The organism is Kitasatospora saccharophila, from assembly GCF_039529925.1.
In the GTDB taxonomy this organism is placed as follows: Bacteria; Actinomycetota; Actinomycetes; order Streptomycetales; family Streptomycetaceae; genus Kitasatospora; species Kitasatospora saccharophila.
Window position 1 is genome coordinate 54,547 of the sequence record NZ_BAAANS010000010.1, and the last position, 21,237, is coordinate 75,783.

General features: G+C 74.1%; 24 protein-coding genes and 1 riboswitch. Of the genes, 10 read left to right on the forward strand and 14 right to left on the reverse strand.

Going from position 1 to position 21,237, the window contains the following annotated elements:
• Positions 1-49 precede the first annotated feature (49 nt).
• Together ABD345_RS09800 and ABD345_RS09805 are read left to right on the forward strand one after the other, a co-directional pair.
• Positions 50-1,888, forward strand: coding sequence for an AAA family ATPase (locus ABD345_RS09800; RefSeq protein WP_344551557.1), 1,839 nt, complete (start codon positions 50-52; stop codon positions 1,886-1,888).
• Positions 1,889-2,031: 143 nt separating this feature from the next.
• Positions 2,032-2,661, forward strand: a complete 630-nt coding sequence (locus ABD345_RS09805) for a DUF4230 domain-containing protein (protein WP_344551558.1) — start codon at positions 2,032-2,034, stop codon at positions 2,659-2,661.
• 39 nt (positions 2,662-2,700) lie between these two features.
• Here the strand turns inward: ABD345_RS09805 and ABD345_RS09810 are convergent, their stop codons facing one another.
• The 9 genes from ABD345_RS09810 to ABD345_RS09850 all read right to left on the reverse strand — a co-directional run bounded on the left by ABD345_RS09810 (position 2,701) and on the right by ABD345_RS09850 (position 10,192).
• Entirely contained in the window at positions 2,701-3,750 is a 1,050-nt protein-coding gene (locus ABD345_RS09810; RefSeq protein ID WP_344551559.1) for a hemolysin family protein, read from the reverse strand.
• The gene (locus ABD345_RS09815) at positions 3,747-5,084 is read right to left on the reverse strand and encodes a hemolysin family protein (protein ID WP_344551560.1); all 1,338 of its coding nucleotides are present in this window, start codon (positions 5,082-5,084) and stop codon (positions 3,747-3,749) included. Before ABD345_RS09815 ends, ABD345_RS09810 begins: the two co-directional genes overlap by 4 nt.
• 212 nt (positions 5,085-5,296) lie before the next feature.
• On the reverse strand, positions 5,297-5,746 hold the full coding sequence (locus tag ABD345_RS09820; protein ID WP_344551561.1) for a PH domain-containing protein: 450 nt from the start codon (positions 5,744-5,746) through the stop codon (positions 5,297-5,299).
• A gap of 55 nt (positions 5,747-5,801) precedes the next feature.
• Entirely contained in the window at positions 5,802-6,650 is an 849-nt protein-coding gene (gene hisG / locus ABD345_RS09825; protein WP_344551562.1) for an ATP phosphoribosyltransferase, read from the reverse strand.
• Positions 6,651-6,691: 41 nt separating this feature from the next.
• The gene (locus ABD345_RS09830) at positions 6,692-6,964 is read right to left on the reverse strand and encodes a phosphoribosyl-ATP diphosphatase (RefSeq protein ID WP_344551563.1); all 273 of its coding nucleotides are present in this window, start codon (positions 6,962-6,964) and stop codon (positions 6,692-6,694) included.
• A 115-nt stretch (positions 6,965-7,079) separates the two neighbouring features.
• Positions 7,080-7,577, reverse strand: a complete 498-nt coding sequence (gene ribH, locus ABD345_RS09835; protein ID WP_344551564.1) for a 6,7-dimethyl-8-ribityllumazine synthase — start codon at positions 7,575-7,577, stop codon at positions 7,080-7,082.
• 55 nt (positions 7,578-7,632) lie between these two features.
• Positions 7,633-8,898 carry a bifunctional 3,4-dihydroxy-2-butanone-4-phosphate synthase/GTP cyclohydrolase II gene (locus tag ABD345_RS09840; protein ID WP_344551565.1) on the reverse strand — a complete coding sequence of 422 codons (1,266 nt, stop codon included), beginning with the start codon at positions 8,896-8,898 and terminating at the stop codon, positions 7,633-7,635.
• Entirely contained in the window at positions 8,895-9,536 is a 642-nt protein-coding gene (locus ABD345_RS09845; protein ID WP_344551566.1) for a nicotinamide mononucleotide transporter family protein, read from the reverse strand. Before ABD345_RS09845 ends, ABD345_RS09840 begins: the two co-directional genes overlap by 4 nt.
• Entirely contained in the window at positions 9,533-10,192 is a 660-nt protein-coding gene (locus ABD345_RS09850; protein ID WP_344551567.1) for a riboflavin synthase, read from the reverse strand. Before ABD345_RS09850 ends, ABD345_RS09845 begins: the two co-directional genes overlap by 4 nt.
• A 186-nt stretch (positions 10,193-10,378) precedes the next feature.
• Positions 10,379-10,506, reverse strand: a riboswitch (FMN riboswitch).
• Positions 10,507-10,655: 149 nt separating this feature from the next.
• On the opposite strand from ABD345_RS09850, the gene ABD345_RS09855 reads away from it, so the two are divergent.
• The gene (locus ABD345_RS09855; RefSeq protein WP_344551568.1) at positions 10,656-10,904 is read left to right on the forward strand and encodes an SCO4226 family nickel-binding protein; all 249 of its coding nucleotides are present in this window, start codon (positions 10,656-10,658) and stop codon (positions 10,902-10,904) included.
• A 256-nt stretch (positions 10,905-11,160) separates the two neighbouring features.
• Entirely contained in the window at positions 11,161-12,552 is a 1,392-nt protein-coding gene (locus tag ABD345_RS09860; protein ID WP_344551569.1) for an FAD-dependent oxidoreductase, read from the forward strand.
• 122 nt (positions 12,553-12,674) lie between these two features.
• Here ABD345_RS09860 and ABD345_RS09865 read toward each other — a convergent pair whose 3' ends face one another.
• A complete protein-coding gene (locus ABD345_RS09865; RefSeq protein WP_344551570.1) occupies positions 12,675-13,325 on the reverse strand; it encodes an ABC transporter ATP-binding protein in 651 nt (216 codons plus the stop codon).
• Entirely contained in the window at positions 13,322-14,434 is a 1,113-nt protein-coding gene (locus ABD345_RS09870) for an ABC transporter permease (protein ID WP_344551571.1), read from the reverse strand. Before ABD345_RS09870 ends, ABD345_RS09865 begins: the two co-directional genes overlap by 4 nt.
• Positions 14,435-14,544: 110 nt before the next feature.
• On the opposite strand from ABD345_RS09870, the gene ABD345_RS09875 reads away from it, so the two are divergent.
• The gene (locus ABD345_RS09875; RefSeq protein ID WP_344551572.1) at positions 14,545-15,135 is read left to right on the forward strand and encodes a TetR/AcrR family transcriptional regulator; all 591 of its coding nucleotides are present in this window, start codon (positions 14,545-14,547) and stop codon (positions 15,133-15,135) included.
• A 59-nt stretch (positions 15,136-15,194) separates the two neighbouring features.
• On the opposite strand, the gene ABD345_RS09880 is transcribed toward ABD345_RS09875, so the two are convergent.
• Positions 15,195-15,818: a CGNR zinc finger domain-containing protein gene (locus ABD345_RS09880; protein ID WP_344551573.1), complete on the reverse strand. Its 624-nt coding sequence runs from the start codon at positions 15,816-15,818 to the stop codon at positions 15,195-15,197.
• 127 nt (positions 15,819-15,945) lie between these two features.
• Between ABD345_RS09880 and ABD345_RS09885 the strand changes: the two genes are divergently transcribed.
• From ABD345_RS09885 to ABD345_RS09905, 5 genes are all read left to right on the forward strand, one after another.
• Positions 15,946-16,686, forward strand: coding sequence for a metallophosphoesterase (locus ABD345_RS09885; RefSeq protein ID WP_344551663.1), 741 nt, complete (start codon positions 15,946-15,948; stop codon positions 16,684-16,686).
• 26 nt (positions 16,687-16,712) lie between these two features.
• Entirely contained in the window at positions 16,713-17,300 is a 588-nt protein-coding gene (locus ABD345_RS09890; protein WP_344551574.1) for a LysE family translocator, read from the forward strand.
• A 218-nt stretch (positions 17,301-17,518) separates the two neighbouring features.
• A complete protein-coding gene (locus ABD345_RS09895) occupies positions 17,519-18,514 on the forward strand; it encodes a cytochrome c oxidase assembly protein (RefSeq protein WP_344551575.1) in 996 nt (331 codons plus the stop codon).
• 180 nt (positions 18,515-18,694) lie between these two features.
• Complete coding sequence (locus ABD345_RS09900) at positions 18,695-19,087, forward strand: DUF302 domain-containing protein (protein ID WP_344551576.1); 393 nt, start codon at positions 18,695-18,697, stop codon at positions 19,085-19,087.
• Positions 19,088-19,172: 85 nt separating this feature from the next.
• Entirely contained in the window at positions 19,173-19,376 is a 204-nt protein-coding gene (locus ABD345_RS09905; RefSeq protein ID WP_344551577.1) for a hypothetical protein, read from the forward strand.
• Positions 19,377-19,421: 45 nt separating this feature from the next.
• On the opposite strand, the gene ABD345_RS09910 is transcribed toward ABD345_RS09905, so the two are convergent.
• Positions 19,422-20,174, reverse strand: coding sequence for an HAD family hydrolase (locus tag ABD345_RS09910; protein ID WP_344551578.1), 753 nt, complete (start codon positions 20,172-20,174; stop codon positions 19,422-19,424).
• 52 nt (positions 20,175-20,226) lie between these two features.
• Positions 20,227-21,057, reverse strand: a complete 831-nt coding sequence (locus ABD345_RS09915; protein ID WP_344551579.1) for a DUF1963 domain-containing protein — start codon at positions 21,055-21,057, stop codon at positions 20,227-20,229.
• Positions 21,058-21,237: the final 180 nt, after the last annotated feature.

The following is a 21,237-nucleotide window of genomic DNA, read 5'->3' on the forward strand; positions in this document are numbered from 1 at the left end:
CGCCGCGGCGGGTCCGGATCCGGACGCCGACCGCGCCTGGTCGCGTGCCATGGACGCCTACACGGCCGGCTCGTACGCCCGCGCCGAGGAGGAGTTCCGCGCCGCGGTCTACGTCGACCCCGGCATGGCCGACGCCTGGCTCGGCCTGCACGCGCTGCGCAGCGACACCGCGGGCGCCCTGCTGGCGATGCAGCGGCACCGGGACCGCTTCGGCGAGCAGCGCGAGCGCCACCGCCGCCCGCTCAGCTCCTGGTACTGGCTGGGCTGGTGGGTGCAGCCGGTGCTGGAGACCCCGCGCGACCTCGCCCTGGCGCACGCCTCGCACTGGCTGGACGGCCGTCACCTGGCCGAGCTGGAACAGGCGCTGACCCAGTGTCCGCCGCCCGAGCAGGAGCCCGCGGTGCGCTTCCTGCACGCCTGCCGCTCCTACCTGCTCAAGGACTGGGAGCAGCTGATCCGGGACACCGACCGGCTGCTGGACGACCCGGTGCTGGGCATCGAGGCCGGCCTGTTCGCGGGCATGGCCCGGGTCCGGCTCGACATGTGCGCGCAGGCCCAGCGCCCGCTCGCCGCCTCGCTCACCCGCTGCCGCTCCGAGCAGCCGCAGCGCAAGGAGCTGCGCTACTGGCTGGCCCGGGCGTACGAGGGCGCGGGGCGCAGCGCGGCGGCGCTGCCGCTGTACCGGGCGGTGCACCGGGCCGACCCGGCGTTCATGGACACCGAGCAGCGGCTCGCCGCGATCGCCGCCGAGGACGGGCTGCTGGACGGCGAGGTGTTCGGCGAGTACCGGGGCGCGGCGACCGCCCTGGGCGCCCTGGAGGAGTTGGAGGAGCTGGAGCCGGCGGAGTACCGCGGCGGCTCCGGCGGGGTGAGCGAGGAGGCCTGCGCCGAGGAGGACCCGGCCCCGGCCGAGTCGGGCCGGGCGCAGCTGGCCGAGCGGGCCGTCGGCCCGCCCGCCGCGCCGCCGCGGCCGGGCAACTGGCCCGCCGCGCTGGCGGTCCCGGCCGCCGGGCCGAACCCGGCGCCGGCCGCCCGGCTGGAGCTGGACCAGGCGCTGGCCGAGCTGGAGGCGATGGTCGGGCTGGACCCGGTCAAGCGCCAGGTGCGGGCGCTGTCCGCGCAGTTGCGGATGGCCCGGCTGCGCGCCGACCGCGGGCTGCCGGTGCAGCCGCCCAAGCGGCACTTCGTGTTCTCCGGCCCGTCCGGCACCGGCAAGACCACGGTGGCGCGGATCCTCGGCCGGGTCTTCCACGCCCTCGGGCTGCTCTCCGGCGACCACCTGGTGGAGGCCCAACGGGCCGACCTGGTGGGCGAGTTCCTCGGCCAGACCGCGGTGAAGGCGAACGAGCTGATCGACTCGGCGCTGGACGGCGTGCTGTTCATAGACGAGGCGTACTCGCTGGCCAACTCCGGCTACAGCAAGGGCGACGCGTACGGCGACGAGGCGCTGCAGGTGCTCCTGAAACGGGCGGAGGACAATCGGGACAGGTTGGTTGTCATCCTCGCGGGGTACCCGGACGGCATGAATCGACTACTGGCAACGAACCCGGGCCTGAACTCCCGATTCACCACCCGGGTCGACTTCCCCTCCTACCGGCCCGCCGAACTGACCGACATCGGGCTGAAGTTGGCGCAGACCGACGGTGACGGATGGGACGTGGACGCGACCGAGGAACTGTCCTCGATCTGCGGGCACGTCGTCACCGAGGGCTGGATCGACCAGCTCGGCAACGGCCGCTTCGTCCGCACCCTGTACGAGAAGTCCTGCGCCTACCGCGACCTGCGGCTGTCCGGCCAGCGCGGCGCCCCCTCCCGGGAGGACCTGGCGACGCTGCGCCTGCCGGACCTGCTGCAGGCGTACGGAGAGCTGATCGACGGCTACCGGTGAAGGGCCTGCGCAGGTCCCGGCCGGAGCGGTCGGAGGACGTCCCGGCGCCGAGCGCCGGGGACGGGCGGAAGTCCGGTGTGCAGCGGTCGGGGGACGCTCCCGCGCCGCGCCGGACGGATGAGCGGACGGCCGGGCGCCGCGGGGTGCCCTGGTACGTCTCCCTGCCGGTCACGCTGGCCGTGATCCTGGCACTGTTCCTGGGGATGGCGAACCTCGGCTGGCTGCCCGGGGTGCCCAACCCCTTCGCCGAGAAGACCGTCGACCGCAGCCAGCCGGTGGTGCTCAAGTCCATCCAGAACATGAGCCGTTACAACGCGGCCACCGGCGACTTCCAGGTCATCGTGGACCTCGCCAACGAGGCCAAGTTCCTGCCCTCGGCGATCCTGGGCACCCGCAGCCTGTACGTGGGTGCGGGCAGCGTCGAGGCGTACGTGGACCTCGGCAAGCTCGGGGCGGACTCGGTGAAGGTCTCCGAGGACCGGCGGACGGCGACCATCACCGTCCCGCACGCGCAGCTCGCCGGGGCGGCGCTGGACGTCAAGCGCTCCTACATGTACTCGCACGAGCGCGGCCTGTTCGACCGGCTCGGCGACCTGTTCTCGGACAGCACCGCGGAGGACCAGCACAAGGTGGAGATGCTCGCCGTCGAGAAGATCGACAAGGCGGCGAAGGACACCGAACTGACGGCGACCGCGGAGACCAACACCAAGACGATGCTCACGGGTCTGCTGACCTCGCTGGGCTTCACCCAGGTCACGGTCACCGTGGCCTGACCGGACGGCCGCGACGGCCGGGGCCGACCCCCGAGGCCGTCAGCGCTGGGCGGCGGCGGGGGGCCGGTGGTCGGGGTCGTGCACCTCGCCGACCAGTTCCTCCAGCACGTCCTCCAGGGCGACCAGGCCGAGCTGGCGCCCGTCCGGGTCGACCACGGCCGCCAGGTGGGCGGCGGCGCGGCGCATCGCGGCGAGCGCGTCGTCCAGCGGCAGGCCGGAGCGCAGCACGGTGATCGGCCGCCACAGCCGGGCCGGGATCGGCGCGGTGAGGTCGTCGGCCTCCAGCGAGTCCTTGAGGTGCAGGTAGCCGAGGACGGTGCCGTGCTCGTCGGCGACCGGGAAGCGGGAGAAGCCGGTGCGCACGGCGAGGCGCTGGATCTCCTCGCCGGTGACCTCGCGGCCCACGGTGACCAGCTGCTCGGGGGCGAGCAGCACCTCGGTGACCGGGCGGCTGCCCATCTCCAGGGCGTCCTCCAGGCGTTCGCGGCGGCTGTCGTCGAGCAGTCCGGCCTCGCCGGAGTCGGTGAGCATCAGCAGCAGCTGCTCGCTGGTGGCGACCGAGTCGACCTCGTCCTTGGGCTCGACCCGGAACATCCGCAGCACGCCGTTGGCGAAGGCGTTCAGGAAGGCGATGAACGGGGCGAGCAGGCGGGCCAGCCGGTCCAGCGGCGGGCCGAGCCAGAGCGCGGCCCTCTCCGGTCCGGCCAGCGCGAGGTTCTTCGGGACCATCTCGCCGATCACCATGTGCAGGAAGACCACGAGGCTCAGCGCGATGGCGTAGCTCAGCAGGTGCATCGCCGAGTCGGGCACGCCGAGGGCGTGGAAGGCGGGCTCCAGCAGGTGCGCGATGGTGGGTTCGGCGAGCGCGCCGAGCAGCAGCGAGCAGACGGTGATGCCGAGCTGGGCGGCGGCCAGCATCGCGGAGACGTTGGACAGCGCGTGCAGCACGGTGCGGGCGCGCTTGTCGCCGGCCTCGGCGAGCGGTTCGATCTGGCTGCGGCGCACCGAGATGACGGCGAACTCGGCGCCGACGAAGAAGGCGTTGCCGAGCAGCAGGAGCAGCGAGAAGGCGAGTTGCAGGGCGCTCATCGGGTGCCGTCCTGATCGTGCCGGTCGTCCTCGGGAACCCGGCGGACCTCCACCCGGCTGGTGCGGTGCCGGTCGACGGCGGTCACGGTCAGCTCCCAGCCGGGCAGCTGGGCGCGTTCGCCGACGGCGGGGAGCTTGCCGAGCAGGTCGGCGAGCAGGCCGCCGAGCGTCTCGTACGGGCCGTCGGGGGCGTTCAGGCCGATCTTGGCGAGCTGGTCGAGCCGGGCCCGGCCGTCGGCGTCCCAGACCGGCAGTCCGTCGCGCGGGGCGAGCGGGCGCAGGTCGGGGGTGTCGGCGGGGTCGTGCTCGTCCTGGACCTCGCCGACCACCTCCTCGACGATGTCCTCGATGGTGGCGACGCCGGCGGTGCCGCCGTACTCGTCGACCACCACGGCCATCGGTTCGCGGCCGCGCAGCAGGTCCAGCAGCCGCTCGGCGGGCATGGTCTCGGGGACCAGCAGCGGCGGGGCGCACAGGTGGCGGACCCTGGTGTGGTCGCGCCGGGCGGCGGGGACGGCCAGGGCGTCCTTGAGGGTGACGGTGCCGGTGACCTCGTCGAGGCTGTCGGCGTACACCGGGAAGCGGCTCAGCCCGGTGGCCCGGGTGAGGTTGAGCACGTCGGTGGCGGTGGCGTCCTCCTGGAGGGCGGCCACGTCGATCCGCGGGGTCATCACGGACTCGGCGGTCAGCTCGCGCAGGCCCAGGGTGCGGACGAACAGCGTCGCGGACTGCTCGTCCATCACGCCGGCCTGGAAGGAGTGCCGGGCCAGCGCGACGAGTTCGTCGGCGGTGCGGGCGTGGCCGAGCTCCTCCTGCGGTTCGACGCCGAACATCCGGACGATCCGGTCGGCGGAGCCGTTGAGGAAGGCGATCAGCGGGCGGCAGGCGGCGGAGAACACCCGCTGCGGGCCGACCACGGCGTGCGCGACCTGCATCGGGCGGGAGATCGCCCAGTTCTTCGGGACGAGTTCGCCGATCACCATCTGGATCACGGTGGCCAGCACCAGGCCGACGACCACCGCGGTGCCGCGGGCCGCCGACTCGGGCAGGCCGACGGCGGTGAACACCGGGCCGAGCAGGGTGGAGAGCGCCGGTTCGGCGAGCATGCCGACCACCAGCGAGGTGATGGTGATGCCGAGCTGGGCGCCGGAGAGCTGGAAGGACAGCTGGTGCAGGGCCTTGGACAGGCTCCTGGCCTTGCGGTCGCCCTGGGCCGCGGCGCGTTCCACGGTGCCGCGGTCGGCGGTCACGAACGCGAACTCGGCGGCCACGAACAGGCCGTTGGCGAGGATGAGCAGGAGGGCCGCGAGCAGCATGAGCCAGGCGGTGGTCATCGGGCCGCCCGCCTTTCCCGGCTGGAAACGTGCGCGGCGGCGCGGGTACTACCGGACGGATCGTCCATCGAGGGGAGGTGTCACTCCTCTGGTCGCGGGTGGACGCGGGCGGCCCGGAACTGCGGGGGCTTTGCCGCGGTTTTACCAGCGTAGACGATACCCGAACGCTTCTTTGGGCCCGTTCGACCCGTCCGTCCGGGGGCGTGTCAGGCTCATGCCCGCGCGGCGCCGCGCTGCTCGACCAGGTCGCGCAGCGCGCGGGCGGCGGCGATGGCCTGCTCGCGCCCGCCGCCGGGCTGGATGCCGACGGCGGCCAGCGCGGTGCCGTCCGCGAGGTCGAGCATCACCCAGGGGTCGCCGGCCTTGAAGTTCACCCGGACCACCTCGGCCCAGGACAGCCGGCGGCTGCGGACGAAGTTGACCACCGTCAGGCCCGCCTCGTCGGCGACCACCTTGGGGCGGGCCAGCATCAGGCCGACCGCGGCGAACAGCAGGCCGGAACCGACCATCATCGCCCGGTCGTTGAACTGCCAGCTCTCCGGCAGCGCGACGGCGAGCACCGAGAACAGCACCACCATCACCACGCACAGCGTGTAGAGCACGGCGCGGTTGCGGCGGGGCGCCCAGGTGACGGGCAGGGCGGCGGCGGTGGCGGTGGACACGGGTGGCTCCAGGGGGGACGGGGGCCAGGGGTGGCGGCCCCCGTCCGGTGGCGGGTCAGATGCGGCAGGCGTGGATGTTGGTGACCAGGATGGCGCGGGCGCCGAGCGACCAGAGGTCGTCCATGATCCGCTGGGCCTCCTTGCGGAGCACCATCGAGCGGACCGCGACCCAGCCCTCGGTGTGCAGCGGCGAGACGGTCGGCGACTCCAGGCCCGGGGTGAGGGCGACGGCCTCGCCGACCTTCTCGGCGCGGATGTCGTAGTCCATCAGCACGTAGCGGCGGGCCACCAGCACGCCCTGCAGGCGGCGCAGGAACTGCTCGACCGCGGCGTCCTCGCCGGCGCCCTTGGAGCGGATCACCACGGCGTCGGAGACCAGGATCGGGTCGCCGAACACCTCCAGGCCCGCGTTGCGCAGGCTGGTGCCGGTCTCCACCACGTCGGCGATCACGTCGGCGACGCCCAGGTGCACCGCGGTCTCGACCGCGCCGTCCAGCTTGGTGACGGTGGCCTTCACGCCGTGCTCGGCGAGGTGCTGCTCGACCAGGCCGGTGTACGAGGTGGCGATCCGCAGGCCGTCGAGGTCCTGGACGCCCGCGATCTCGGTGCCGACCGGCTTGGCGAACCGGAAGGTCGAGCCGGCGAAGCCGAGCGCGAGCACCTCCTCGGCCTCGGAGGCCGAGTCCAGCAGCAGGTCGCGGCCGGTGATGCCGACGTCGAGGCGGCCGGAGCCGACGTAGACGGCGATGTCGCGCGGGCGCAGGAAGAAGAACTCGACCTGGTTGTCCGGGTCGACCAGGACGAGTTCCTTGGCCTCCTTGCGCTGCCGGTAACCGGCCTCATGGAGCATCTCCGCCGCGGGACCCGAGAGCGAACCCTTGTTGGGGACGGCGATGCGGAGCATGAGAGGCGAACCCTTCGCGTTGGCGATCAATGTGGTGGGACTCAGAGGTACTTGTAGACGTCTTCGAGCGTCAGCCCGCGGGCGAGCATCATCACCTGGACGTGGTAGAGGAGCTGCGAGATCTCCTCCGCCGCCTCCTCGGGCGACTGGTACTCGGCGGCCATCCAGACCTCGGCGGCCTCCTCGACGACCTTCTTGCCGATCGCGTGGACGCCCTGCTGCACGAGCTGGGCGGTGCGGGAGGTCGCGGGGTCGCCGGTGGCGGCCTTCTGCTGGAGCTCGACGAAGAGCTCCTCGAATGTCTTGGAAGCCATGATGGGCTCACCTTACGGGGTGCGGGCTGACGTACGGTAAACGGTTTCGCACCGTGGACAGTCGGATGGACGACCGGACGGGCGGCCGGGGCCCCGGCCGCCGGTGTCCGTCCGGTCAGTCCCGGGCCTTGGCGAGCGCGCGCAGCGCGGCCGCGGTGGCCACCGCGGCGGTGACCGCCTCGTGGCCCTTGTCCTCGGCGGAGCCGGGCAGCCCGGCCCGGTCGAGCGCCTGCTGCTCGGTGTCGCAGGTGAGCACGCCGAAGCCGACCGGGACGCCGGTGTCCACCGACACCCGGGTCAGGCCGAGGGTGGCGCCCTGGCAGACGTAGTCGAAGTGCGGGGTGCCGCCGCGGATCACCACGCCCAGCGCCACCACCGCGTCGTAGCCCGCGTCGGCCAGCCGCTTGGCGGCGACCGGCAGCTCGAAGGTGCCGGGCACGCGCAGCACGGTGGCGCCGTCGGCCGCGCCGAGCTCCTCCAGGGCGCGCCGGGCGCCGTCCAGCAGGCCGTTCATCACCTGCTCGTGCCACTGCGCGGCGACCACCGCGACCCGCAGGTCGGCGGTGTTCTCCAGGCTCTCCGGGGACAGGACGGGGGCTCCGTGGCCGGCCATGTGCGTCTTCCTCTGTTCGGTTGCTGACGGTGGGTCAGGCTGCTTGCTGGGGCGCTTACTTGCCGTCGTCGTCGAGCCACGGCAGGTCGTGGCCCATCCGGTCGCGCTTGGTGCGCAGGTAGCGCAGGTTGTGCTCGCTCGCGGTGGTGGGCAGCGGGCGGCGGGCGGCGACCTTGAGGCCGTGCTCGGTGAGCGCGGTCTGCTTGGCCGGGTTGTTGCTGAGCAGGGTCAGCGAGCGCACGCCGAGGTCGGTGAGCATCTGCGCGGCGATCGAGTAGTCGCGGGCGTCGGCGGGCAGGCCCTGGTCGAGGTTGGCGTCGACGGTGTCCAGGCCCTGCTCCTGGAGCTGGTAGGCGCGCAGCTTGTGGGCCAGGCCGATGCCGCGGCCCTCGTGGCCGCGCAGGTAGAGCACCACGCCGCGGCCGGCCGCGGCGACGGCGGCCAGCGAGGTCTGCAACTGGGGGCCGCAGTCGCAGCGCAGCGAGCCGAACACGTCGCCGGTCAGGCACTCGGAGTGCAGCCGGACGAGCACGTCCTCGCCGTCGGGGAGCCGGCCGTCCGCGTCCAGGCCGCCGGCCACCAGGGCCAGGTGCTCGGTGCCGTCGATCGTGCCGCGGTAGCCGACGGCGGTGAACTCGCCGTGCTCGGTGGGCAGTTGAGTGACGGCGGCGCGGTCGACGTGCAGTTCGGTGCGGCGGCGGTAGGCGATCAGGTCCTCGATCGAGATGATCGCCAGGCCGTGCGCGCGGGCGAAGGCGTGCAGTTCGGGCAGCCGGGCCATGGTGCCGTCGTCGTTGACCACCTCGGCGATGCCGCCCGCCGGGGCGAGCCCGGCCAGCCGGGCCAGGTCGACGGCGGCCTCGGTGTGGCCGGGGCGGACCAGCACGCCGCCGTCGACGGCGCGCAGCGGGAAGACGTGCCCCGGGCGGGTCAGGTCGGCGGGCTCGGTGCCCGGGCTGGCCAGCAGCTTGACGGTGCGGGCCCGGTCGGCGGCCGAGATGCCGGTGGAGACGCCGTCGCGGGCGTCCACCGAGACGGCGTACGCGGTGCCCTTGCGGTCCTCGTTGACCCGGGTCATCGGGGGCAGCTTGAGCCGGTCGAGCTCCTCGCCGGTCATCGGGACGCAGATCACGCCGGAGGAGTACCGGACGGTGAAGGCCAGCAGCTCGGGGGTGGCCGCGGAGGCGGCGAAGACGATGTCGCCCTCGTTCTCGCGGTCCTCGTCGTCGACCACGATCACGGCGCGGCCGAGGGCGATGTCGGCGACGGCGCGCTCGACCGGGTCGAGGGCGAGCGGCTGTTCGGCGGGCTCGGTGCTCATGCGGCGGCTCCGGTGGGGATCGGGGCGGTGCGGGCCGCCCGGGCCTTCGTCCACCAGCTGGCCAGGCCGGCCACCACCAGGACGAAGTAGACGGTGAAGGTGAGGGCGGAGAAGACGTAGCCGTGGGCGTACGAGTACGGGACGCTGATCAGGTCCACGGCGATCCAGGCGAACCAGAACTCGACCCAGCCGCGGGCCTGGGCGTACATCGCGGCGAGCGTGCCGACGAAGATGTACGCGTCCAGCAGCGGGTTCCAGGACAGCTGCGGGTTGGCGTGGAAGAGCGCGGCGACGGCGGCGGTGCCGGCCGCGGTGGCGGCCACCAGCACGGCCCGCTCGGTCCAGTTCGCGAAGCGGACCTCGACCTCGCCGGTGTCGCGGCGGCCGCGCTGCCACTGCGTCCAGCCCCAGACCGAGGCGACCACGACGATCGCCTGCTTGCCGATCAGGCCGGGCATCTGGCTGTTCCAGAAGGCGGTGATCAGCACCGCGCCGGCCAGCAGCTGGACGGGCCAGGTCAGCACCGAGCGGCGCCAGCCGAGGACCAGGCCGGTCAGGCCTATCAGGTTGCCGACCATGTCGGCGACCTTCACCTGCTCGCCGAAGGCGGTGAAGGTCAGTTCGGCGAAGGAGCTCACTTGGTACCCCCCAGGGTGTCGGGCAGCGCACGGGAGTCGAGCAGCCGCTCGACGTACTTGGCGAGGACGTCCACTTCGAGGTTGACGGGCTCGCCGACCTGCTTGGCGCCCAGCGTGGTGAGGGCGAGGGTGGCGGGGATCAGCGAGACGGTGAACGAGTCGGCGGCCGCCTCGACGACGGTCAGGCTCACTCCGTCCACGGTGATCGACCCCTTCTCCACCAGGTAGCGCGAGATCGGCTGCGGAAGGCTGAAACGCAGTACCTCCCAGCGCGGATTCCCGTCCGCGTCGAGGTCGCCGGGCGCGCGGGAGAGCAGCGTGCCGGTGCCGTCGACGTGCCCCTGCACCAGGTGGCCGCCGAGCCGGGCGCCGAGCGCCATCGCCCTCTCCAGGTTGACCCGGGAGCCGGGGCGCAGCACGCCGAGGCTGGAGCGCCGCAGCGTCTCGCGCATCACGTCGGCGCTGAACTCGCCGTCGCGGTCGGCCAGTTGCTCGTTGCCGTCGAGGACGGTCAGACAGACGCCGTTGACCGCGATCGAGTCGCCGTGCCGGGCGTCGGCCGTCACGACCGGACCGCGCAGGCGGATGCGCGAGGATTCGCCGATCTCCTCGATGGAGACGACCTCGCCGAGCTCTTCGATGATGCCGGTGAACACCCGGGTTCTCCTCGCGCTACTAGGGGCGCGGACTCCGGGGCGGCTCGTGGGAGTTGACTGCGGACGCATGCCGGACGGGGCGCACCCGGGGCGCCTGGGCTTCCTCGCCGAGGCACGGGTTCGCTGCCGTCCTGCTCCTCGCACCCCGGCCTCGGGTGGGCCGCGGTGCTGACACGCTTCGTCCGCCGCGCACGCCTCCCATCCGGACTTTAACCGTCGGTCCAGGAATTTCACCTGGTCAACCGGCCGCTGGCTGCGGACGGGTCGCGGACTGTAACCGCCGGTTCGGATTTTCACCGACCCCGGAGTGCGCTGAACGTCACTGCTACTGCACCCACATTCTTGCACGCGCGGGCGGTCCGGCCGCAAGGACGTGCCCTGTGGCCTGCTTCACGTCGGCGGCGCACCGTGGAAGGGAATAGCCCTCCGCACGGAGGGCTCCCGGCCGAGGAGTTGAGCCGCCATGGCGATGTTCATGGACGTCCACCACGGGATGGCGGGCATCACCGCCGAGCAGTTGAAGGCCGCGCACGAGGCGGACCTCGCGGCGCAGGGCGCCGAGGGCGTCGAGTTCCGGCAGGCCTGGGCCGACCCGGACTCGGGCACCGTGTACTGCCTGTCCTCCGCCCCGTCCCGGGAGGCCGTGCAGCGCGTGCACGAGCGCACCGGGCACCCGGCGGACGAGGTGCACCCGGTGCCGCTGCAGGTCTGAGCCCCCGCCCCTCCCGGCCCCGCCCCCGGCCCCTCCCGACCCGCCCCGCCCCGCTCCCGGCAGTCCGGGGCGGGGGCCGGGAGGGGTTCGGCGCGGGCTGGTGCATGCTGGAGGGCACGGGGTCTCCGCATAGGCGGAACTTTGGGGGGCCATAGCTCCGGCTTATGACGGCATAAGCCGGAGCCCGGTACCGGGCGCGTCCGGCGGCCGTCAGGCTGGGCGGTACGCGCCCCGAGTCGAACAGGAGTACCTGCCCATGCCCCGCCCCGTCCGGGTGGCCATCGTCGGTTCCGGCCCCGCCGGGATCTACGCCGCCGACGCGCTGCTGAAGTCCGAACTGGCCGCCGCCCCCGGCGTCTCGATCGACCTGATCGAGCGCCTGCCCGCCCCCTTCGGCCTGATCCGCTACGGCGTCGCGCCCGACCACCCCCGGATCAAGGGCATCATCACCGCCCTGCACCAGGTCCTCGACAAGCCCCAGGTCCGCCTGCTCGGCAACGTCGACTACCCCGGCGACCTCTCGCTCGACGAGCTCCACCGCTTCTACGACGCCCTGGTCTTCGCCACCGGCGCCGAGGCCGACCGCGACATGGACATCCCCGGCATCGAGCTGGACGGCTCGTACGGCGCCGCCGACTTCGTCTCCTGGTACGACGGCCACCCCGAGGTCCCGCGCAGCTGGCCGCTGGAGGCCGAGCAGGTCGCCGTCCTCGGCGTCGGCAACGTCGCGCTCGACGTCGCCCGGGTGCTCGCCAAGACCGCGGACGAGCTGCTGCCCACCGAGATCCCGCCGAACGTGTACCAGGGCCTGGCCGCGAACCGGGCCGTCGAGGTGCACGTGTTCGGGCGGCGCGGCCCCGCGCAGGCCAAGTTCTCCCCGATGGAACTGCGCGAGCTCGACCACTCCCCCACCATCGAGGTCATCGTCGACCCCGAGGACATCGACTACGACGAGGCCTCGATCGCCACCCGGCGCGCCAACAAGCAGGCCGACATGGTCGCCTCCACGCTGGAGAACTGGGCCATCCGCGACGTCGGCGACCGGCCGCACCGCATCCACCTGCACTTCTTCGAGAACCCGGTCGAGGTGCTCGGCGCGGACGGCAAGGTCGTCGCGCTGCGCACCGAGCGCACCGAACTCGACGGCACCGGCAACACGGTGGGCACCGGCACCTTCCGCGAGTGGCCCGTCCAGGCCGTCTACCGGGCCGTCGGCTACCGCTCCGACGAACTCGCCAAGCTGCCCTTCGACCCCCTCAGCTCGACCGTCCCGCACGAGGCCGGCCGGGTCCAGGAGAACGGCGCCCACCTGCCCTCGGTGTACGTCACCGGCTGGGTCAAGCGCGGCCCGGTCGGCCTGATCGGCCACACCAAGGGCGACGCCAACGAGACGGTCGCCTGCCTGGTCGCCGACCACGGGGCGGGCCTGCTGCGACCCGCCGCCGAGCCGTCCGAGGACGCCGTCGTCGACTTCCTGCGCGGCCGCGGCGTCGACTTCACCACCTGGGAGGGCTGGCACCACCTGGACGCCCACGAGAAGGCCCTCGGCGCGGCCGAGGGCCGCGAGCGGGTGAAGGTCGTCGAGCGGGTCGGGATGCTGGACGCGTCGCGCAGCGAGAGGTCCGCGGAGCGCAACAACCTGCGGTAGCGCGGGTGGACGCACAGCAGGATCGCGGGGCGGTGCAGGTTCGTGTCCTGCTTCGCGATCCTGCCGGCGTGCTCGTACCGCTGCGCGCGGCTTCCCGCGCCCCGGTCGGGGCGTTCGTCGGCCTACATCGCGACGGTCGCTCCGGCGGCCTCCACCACGACCGGGTCGTGGGTGGCCACCAGGGCCGCGCAGTCGCGCTGCCGGGCGGTGGTGGCGATGAGGGTGGTGAGGGCGGCGGCCTGGGTGCGGTCGACGGCGGCGGTGGGTTCGTCGATCAGCAGGAGGTCGGGTTCGAGGAACAGGGCCCGGGCGAGGGCGACGCGTTGGCGCTCGCCGCCGGAGAGCCGGTCGGCGCGGTGGTGCAGGCGGTGGGCGAGGCCGACTTCGGCGAGGGCGGACTCCGCGGCGGCGCGCAGCCGCCGGGCGGGGCGGCCGGCCACCGAGGCGGCGGCGAGGAGCTGCTCGACGGCGGTGAGGCCGCCGAGCAGGTTGCCGCTCTGGAACATGTAGCCGATCCGTTCGCGCCGGGTCCGGGCCCGTTCGGTGTCGTTCAGGGCGGCCAGGTCGGTGTCGCCGAGCAGCACCCGGCCCTCGTCGGGGCGCAGCAGGGCGCCCGCGACGGCGAGCAGGGTGGACTTGCCGGAGCCGGAGGGGCCGACCAGGGCGGTCAGGACGCCTGGGGCGCAGACGGCGTCGACGGCGCGCAGAACGGGGGTGCGGGCGTCGCCGTGGCCGAGGGAGACGCTCACGCCGCGCAGGGTCAGTTCGGTCATCGTCCGGCTCCGAGCATGGTCATCGGGTCGGCCTTGGCGACCCGGCGGAGGGTGAGCGCGGCCCCGGCGAGGGCGGCGAGGGCGACGGTGCCCATGGTGGCGGTGAGGGCCGGCGCGGGGAGGCTGAACGGGACCTCGGTGCCGACCAGGAGTCCGACCGCGGAGGCGAGGGCGGCGCCCGCCAGGGTGCCGCCGAGGACGACGGCGGCGGCCTGGGTCAGGGTGTGGCCGAGCAGGCGGCGGCGGGAGGCGCCCATCGCGCGCAGCAGGGCGAGTTCGGGCTGGCGCTGCACCGTCCAGACGCCGAAGAACGCGCCGACCACCAGCGGGGCGATCAGGTAGAGGAAGAACTGGATCGAGGTCATGGTGACGCGTTCGCCGGTGTAGCCGGGGGCGGCCGCGTAGGCCGCGTCGAGGGTGACCGTCCGGGTGCCGAACTGCTGGTCGGCGTCCGCGAGTCGGGCTCCGCCGGTGCTGCGCAGCGCGATCGCGCTGTACTGCTGGGGGAGTTCGGCGGCGGGGGTGGCCGCGCCCGGGGTGGTGAAGCGGATCCGCTGCCAGGTGGCGGTGGTGACGTACCCGGCGGGGACGTGGCCGTAGGAGGAGCGGGCGGTGATGCCGGTGACCTCCAGGACGATGCCGAGGCGGTCGACGGTGAGGGTGTCGCCGATCCGGACGCCCTCGTCGGCGAGCTTGCGGGAGATCACCAACTGGCCGTCGCCGCCGAGGGGTCGTCCGTCCTCGGCGCCGGGGTCGAGGAAGGAGCCGGGCTCGACGCCGAACGCGGCGAGGTCGACCTCGGTGTGCCGGTCGGTGGTGCCGCGGGTGATGGAGACGCCGAGCGGGGTGGCCCGGACGCCGGGCTGCTGCCGCCAGCGGTCGAGGGTTCCGGCGGGGACGAGGCTGCGGGCGAACTGGTCGGACTTGGCGTCCGGGGAGCACGCCAGGTGGGTGGCGGGCAGGCGGCGCAGGGCGGAGACCGTGTCGTCGCCGAGGCCGGTGGTGAACCCGGAGACGATCCCGACCAGGGCGGCGACCAGCAGGACGACGCAGCCCATGAGCAGGAATCGGCCGCGGGCGGCCTTGAGTTCGAGCAGGGCGAGGTACACCGTGCTCCTTCCAGGATGGGGACGGGGTGTCCTCAACATAGAGCATGGCGACACCACGTCCCCAAACCGGGGGTGGCCGGGGCGGCACCGCGGCCTCCTAGACTGGGCGGGTGCCGAAGATCAGTGCCGCCACCGTCGCCGACCACCGCGCCCAGCAGCACCGGGCGCTGATCGCGGCCGCCCGCGAACTGCTGGAGTCCGAGGGCGACGCCGCCGCCGTGACCTTCACCGCCGTCGCCCGGCGCACCGGCCTGGCCCGCAACAGCGTGTACAAGTACTTCCCGGACCGGTCGGCGCTGCTGGCCGCCGTCGTGCACGACTCCACCCCGGTGTGGACCGAGCGGATCACCACCGCGATGGCCGCCGCCGACGGCCCCGAGCAGCAGGTCGCCGCGTACGTGCGGGCCCAGTGCGAACTGGTGCGCGACGGCGAGCACCGGATCGCCCGCGCGCTGGCCGGCGACCGGGACGCGGCGGCGCTCCGCGAGGCCGCCGGGGAGGCGCACCGCAAGCTGCTGTCCCCCCTGGTCAGCGCCCTGTCCGACCTCGGCGACCGGACGCCGCTGCGCACCGCCCAACTGCTCCAGGGCCTGGTGAACGCCGCCGTCACCGCCCTGGAGTCCGGCGCCCCGTTCCGCCCGACCACCGAACGGGCCGCCGCCCTGGCGGTGGCCTCACTGGCGGCCCTGCGCGAGGCGTAGACCCCCGCCGGCTCGGGCTTCCGCCGGGTCCGGGCCCCGTCGGCCGGGCCCCTACCGGCTCAGGTCTCCGCGCCGGTGCGCTGGCGGTCGTAGTGCCGGGCGACCCGGGCGCGGTTGCCGCAGGAGGTCTTGCACCACTCCTGGCGGCCGTGGGCCTTGACGAAGTACCGGACGCAGCGCGGGGCCTGGCAGGCTCTCAGGTGTTCGCGCTGGGGGCCGGAGAGGAAGTCGATCACGGCGCGGGCCAGGGCGGCGAGCAGGCGGGCCCGGGGGTCGGGGGTCGAGGAGAGCGGGCGGACCAGGGGCGGGGCGTCGGGGGCGGCGGGCCAGTCGAGTTGCGGGGTGACCGGGTCGAGCGCGGCGGCGGCGTTCAGCCGGGCCAGCGCCTCGTCGACGGGCATCAGGCGGTGCGCGTCGGCGCGGCTGGCCGGGCCGGGGCTGACGGCCCGGGCGAACAGGGCGCGGGCGGCGCGGCGCAGCGCGATCACCTCGGCGTGCAGGTCGGCGTCCGGGGCCGGCGGTTCGGCGGGGCCGGTGAAGCGTTCGGCGTGCTCGGCCAGCCAGGCGGCCGTGGCGTCGGGCCCGGCCAGGTCGTCGAGCACGCCGCCGTTGCCGTCGTGCCGGACGGTGCCGACCAAGTCCAGCACGGGCCAGTGCTGTTGCGTGTCGTCCTGGTTCGCCATCGGGTGCTCCTCGTCTCCGCCGCCGGTGGACATTCTCCCTTGCCGAGCGGATCACCCCTACCCTAAAGTCCCTAACGCCAAAGCGGAAGACAACCATTAGGACGATGGCGAAGGAGCCCCCGTGACCCTGCTGCTGGCCCAGATCAGCGACCTGCACCTCGACGGCACCGAGCGCGCCACCGAGCGCGCCGAACGCACCGTGCGCCACCTGCGCGGACTGCTCCGGCCCGTCGACGCGCTGCTGGTCACCGGCGACATCGCCGACCACGGCGCCGAGGACGAGTACCGGGAGGCGGCCGAGCTGCTCGCCGGCCTCCCCTTTCCCGTCCTGTACTGCCCGGGCAACCACGACGCCCGGCCCGCCTACCGCAAGGCCCTGCTCGGCGAGGAGCCCGGCACCGCCCCGGCCAACCGGGCGCACCTGGTCGGCGGCACCGCGATCCTGATGATCGACTCGACCGTCCCGGGCCGGGACGAGGGCCTGCTGGAGCCCGCCACGCTCGGCTGGATCGACCGCACGCTCACCGAACTCCCGCCCGGCACGCCCGCGTTGCTCGCCTTCCACCAGCCGCCGGTGGCCCTGCACCACCCGCTGCCCGACGCGTACAGCCTGCAACGGCCGGAGGAGTTGGCCGAGTTGCTCGACGCCCACCCCGAGGTGGTCGCCGTCCTCACCGGCCACGCCCACACCGCCGCCGCCTCGACCTTCGCCGGACGGCCGCTGATCGTCGGCCCCGCCGTCACCTGGACGCTGCAACTCCCCTGGGAGACCGAGGACTTCATCGGCCGCGACCAGCCGCCCGCGCTCGCCTACCACGTCCTGGACGACGACCGGCGGCTCACCACGCACTACCGCGTCGTGCTCTGACCGCCTCCGCCCAGGAGGCGCCCACCATGGCCACTTCCCGTGCCGTCGCCGGGTTCCTGCTCGCGCTGCTCCCGCTGATCGCCACCCCCGGCGCGAGCCTGGCCCTGCTGGTCCGGCAGATCACCGAGCACGGCCGCCGCCGCGCACTGCCCGTGGTGCTCGGCACCGTCAGCGGCCTGGCCGTCCACGCCGGCCTCGCCCTCGCCGGGCTGGCCGGCCTCACCGCCCACCACCCCGGCGCCCTCACCGCCGTCCGGATCGCCGGCGGGGCCTACCTGATCGGCCTCGCCGCCTGGACCTGGCGCTCCGCCGGCCGCCCTCCGGCCCGCCGCCCGCGCCACGACAGCCCCGCCCTCGTCCAGGCCCTGCTGGCCAACGTCCTCAACCCCAAGGCCGCCTCCATCTACCTCACCGTGGTCCCCCAGTTCCTCGACCCCGCCCGCCCGCTGCCCGCCCAGGTCCTCACCCTCGCCGCCGCGCACGCCGCGCTGCTCGCCGCCTGGCTGCTCGGCTGGACCGTCCTGCTGGCCCGCACCGCCCCCCGCCCCCGGCCGTGGACCACCCGCGCCACCGCCGCGGTCCTGCTCGCCCTGGGCCTGCACGCCCTCGCCTGAGCCCCGCGGCGCCTGAGCCCCGCCACGGCCCTGCCGCCGGCGCCGGGGGCGCGGCCGCCACCGCTCGGGGTGGTGCCGCACGGGGCGGTTTCCCCCCGGGCTCTCCCGGTCGGTAGATTCTACAGCGGTGTAGACGCCGGGGCCGGTCCCGCGGCCCGCGTCCGTCCCTGCGCCGACGCCCGGCCGGGGCCGGGCCCGTTCGAAGGAGATCCGCCGGCATGACCCATCCCGCGGCCGTCGCGCCCTGGCACTGGTCGGCGCTGGCCGACACCTGGACCCTGGAACCGGCGGTCGCCGCGCTGTCCGCCGTGCTCGCGGCCGGCTACCTGCTGGGGGCGCGCCGGTACCGCGCGGGCAGGGGCGGCCGCTGGCCCTGGTACCGCGGCGCGGCGTTCCTGGGCGGGCTGGCGGTCTGGGTCTGGACCACCTGCTCGGGCCTGGGCGTGTACGAGCGGGTGCTGTTCACCGACCGGGCGGTGCAGCTGGTGCTGCTGCTGATGCTGGTCCCGATGCTGCTGGCGCTCGGCGCGCCGGTCTCGCTGCTGGCCGCCGCGCTGCCGGAGGAGGGCCGGGAACGGCTGCGCGCGGCGCTGTCCGGCCGGGTCTCGCGGGTGCTGATGTTCCCGCTGGTGTCGACCGTGCTGCTGGTGGCGCCGCCCTGGCTGCTGTACTTCACGCCCTGGTACGCGCACACCCTGACCGACCCGCTCTGGAACACCGGCTTCCACCTGGTGCTGGTGCTGCTGGGCCTGCTCTACTTCTGGCCGCGGCTGCAGCTGGACCCGGTCGCGCACGAGTACCCGCTGCTGATCGGCGTGGTGATCACCTTCGTCGAGGTGGTCTTCGACGCGGCCCTGGCGCTCGTCCTGCTGTACGGCGGCCACGTGGTCGCCGAGCCGTACTACGCGGAGCTGGGCCGCACCTGGGGGCCGACGCCCGCCCGGGACCAGTTCGTCGGCGGCAACGCGATCTGGATCCTCGGCGACCTGGTCGGCCTGCCCTTCCTGTGCGCGCTGGTCCGGCAGTTGATCGTCACCGGGCGGGCCGAGACGGCGGCGGTCGACGCGGCCCTGGACGCGGCGGCGGAGGTGAAGGCATCGGCGGTGCCGGTCGGGACGGCGGGGACGGACGGGGGCGCCGGGGCGGCGGAACCCGCCGGGGACCGGCCGTGGTGGCTGGACGACCCCCACCTGCGGCACCGCTACGGCGGCTGAGCGGAACGGGGACGGGGACAAACAGGGACGGGGACAGGGACAGGGGCGCGGACGGGACGCGGGTGGGGCGCGGATCACAGCGGGTCGCGCCGCGCCGGGGAATGCGCCTGCGGGCGGCCGGGTTGCACCGGACGTACGGTTGAATACCCAGGGGGGTATGAACGAGAGAGGTTCGACGACATGGCGAACGGCATCACCGCCACGCTGACCGGCACCCCCTTCGCGGAGGCCGCCGACCGGGTCCGCGCGGCCCTGGCCGGGCAGGGCTTCGGCGTGCTCACCGAGATCGACCTGACGGCCACCCTGCGCGCCAAGCTCGGCGTCGAACTGGAGGACTACCTGGTCCTCGGCGCCTGCAACCCCCCGATCGCCCACCGCGCCCTGGAGGCCGACCGCCGGATCGGCCTGCTGCTGCCCTGCAACGTGGTGCTGCGCGCCGTCCCCGAGGGCGTCCTGGTCGAGGCCATGGACCCGCAGTTGATGGTGCGGTTCACCGGACGGCCCGAGCTCGCCGAGGTCGCGGACGAGGCGGCCGTCCGCCTGCGCGCGGCGCTCGCCTCGCTGGGCGACTGACCGGCCGAACGGCCACCCGCCCGGGCCCTTGGACACCCCCGGGGCCTCCCCCGTCCCCGTTCTCCGATCGGAAGGAACCACCACCATGTGTCGTCGCGTCAGCTGCAAGTCCTGCGGCAAGCCGAGTTTCGCCGGGTGCGGCATGCACGTCGAACAGGTCCTGACCGGAGTCCCGAAGGCGCAGCGCTGCTCGTGCGCGGCGGATGCGAAGACGGCGAAGGCGAGCGGGGCCGCGAGGGCGGGCGGGGAGGCCGGGTCCTGGTTCTCCCGGCTGTGGCGCCGGAACTGACGCCGACCGGCGAGGACGCATGAGCGACCGCCGCGACCGGACGGTTCAGCCCTCGCGGAGCAGGGCAGGGAGTTCGGCGAGGGAGCGCACCCGGGGGACGTCGGCGGGGAGTTCGGCGGGCGGTTCGGCGCCCGGGGCGGACGGGCGGTCGAGCCAGATGCCGAGCAGTCCGGCGGCGGTGGCGGCGCGGGCGTCCAGGTCGAGGCGGTCGCCGACGTACGCGGTGCGTTCGGGGGCGGTGCCGAGGGCGCGGCAGGCCAGGTGGAAGATCTCCGGGTCGGGCTTGGCGCGGCCCGCCTCGCCCGAGGCGGTGGTGTGCGGGGCGAGGGCGGCCAGGCCGATGGCGCGCAGTTTGTCGCGCTGGGTGCCGCCCTCGCCGTTGGTGATCACGCCGAGCCGCCGGGAGACACCCAACTCCCTTATCGTGTCGGTCACTTCGGGGTAGGCCCGCCAGGACTCGCGGTAGCGCCGCAGGTAGCCGGCGAACCAGTCGTCGGCCCGTTCGGCGGACCACCGGCCGAGGCCGAGGTACGCGGCCAGCGCGAGCGCCCGGGTGCGGCGCTGCTCCTGGACGGTCAACTCGCCCGCCAGGTAGCGGTCGTACTCGGTGCGCTCGATCCGGCGCCAGAACCGCAGCACCTCGTCCCGGTCGAAGTCCGTTGGGACGGTGGCGGGTTCGCCGTCGGGGGCGGGCCCGGACAGTTCCGCCGCGACCCCGGCCAGGACGGCCGCCTCGGCCGCCGCGTCGTGGTCCATCAGCGTGCCGTCGAGGTCGAAGAGCACCGTGTCGATCACCATCGCCCCAGCCTATGCGGCGCCGCCGCCGGTCGTGACCGGTCGGTCGGTGCGGCTACTCGGTGAACGACGTGAAGGAGAGGGCCTCGTCGAACCTGCGGGCGGCGAGGTGGTCGTTGCGGATCATGAAAGACGTCTCGTAGAGCCCGTCCTGCCTGCTGAACCGGGCGAGCTGCGTCCACTCGCGCCGGTCCACGCCCAGCCTCTGCTCCGGGGTGCCCTCCGGGGAGCCGGCGTCCCTGGTGTATCCGCCGACGGTCAGGTAGGAGAAGCCTCCGGGCGTCGGCCAGAGCTCCGCGACCAGGGCGCGGAGCTCCTCCTTGTGCGGCAGGGCGCACTCCTCGTACTCCTGGCTGTCCGACACCCGGGGCTCGTGCCCGGACCAGGGCAGGACCGGCACCACGGTGGCGAAGAGCTCGGTCCGCTCCGCGGTGAAGGGGGCCTCGGTGGTCCCGACGGGTTCGGCGTCCTCGGGTTCCTCCACCACCACGGTCCCGGCTCCGGCCGGCACGTACACGACCCGCGCGTGCTTCTGCTCCTCGGCGATGTTGGTGGCCTCGTCGTCGGACCAGGAGCTCGCCTCGTACGCCGGCTCGTGGTCCAGGAAGAAGAGCAGCGACCCGTCCGCGGGCAGGGCGAGGCCGTCGACCCGGGGCAGCGCCGCGCAGTCGTACGAGGTGACGAACGGCAGTGGCGCCCACTCGGTGGACGGCCACCGCGTGCCCACCGCCAGCCGGGGCAGCCCGCGGAACTGCCCGACCGGGACGCCGTCGAAGCGCGGGCCCGTCCGGATCTCGAAGCGCAGCAACTCGGCGAACTCGCCGATCTCGTCCGGCGGCAGGCCCCGCTCGATCGCCGCCTGCCGGAACCGTCGTTGGTAGTCCATGGCGCGATGGTGCCAGAGCCCTGCGACACCGCGGCCCCGGTGCTCAGCCGACGGAACGCGCTTGCGGGGGAACGCCGTTCGCCGGGTCTCCGGCGGGGCCCTCCCGGCCCTCGATCTCCAGCAGGACGTCGATCAGGTGCTCGGGGCCGGCCCGGTGGGCGGGGTGGGCCTCGGTGCGGA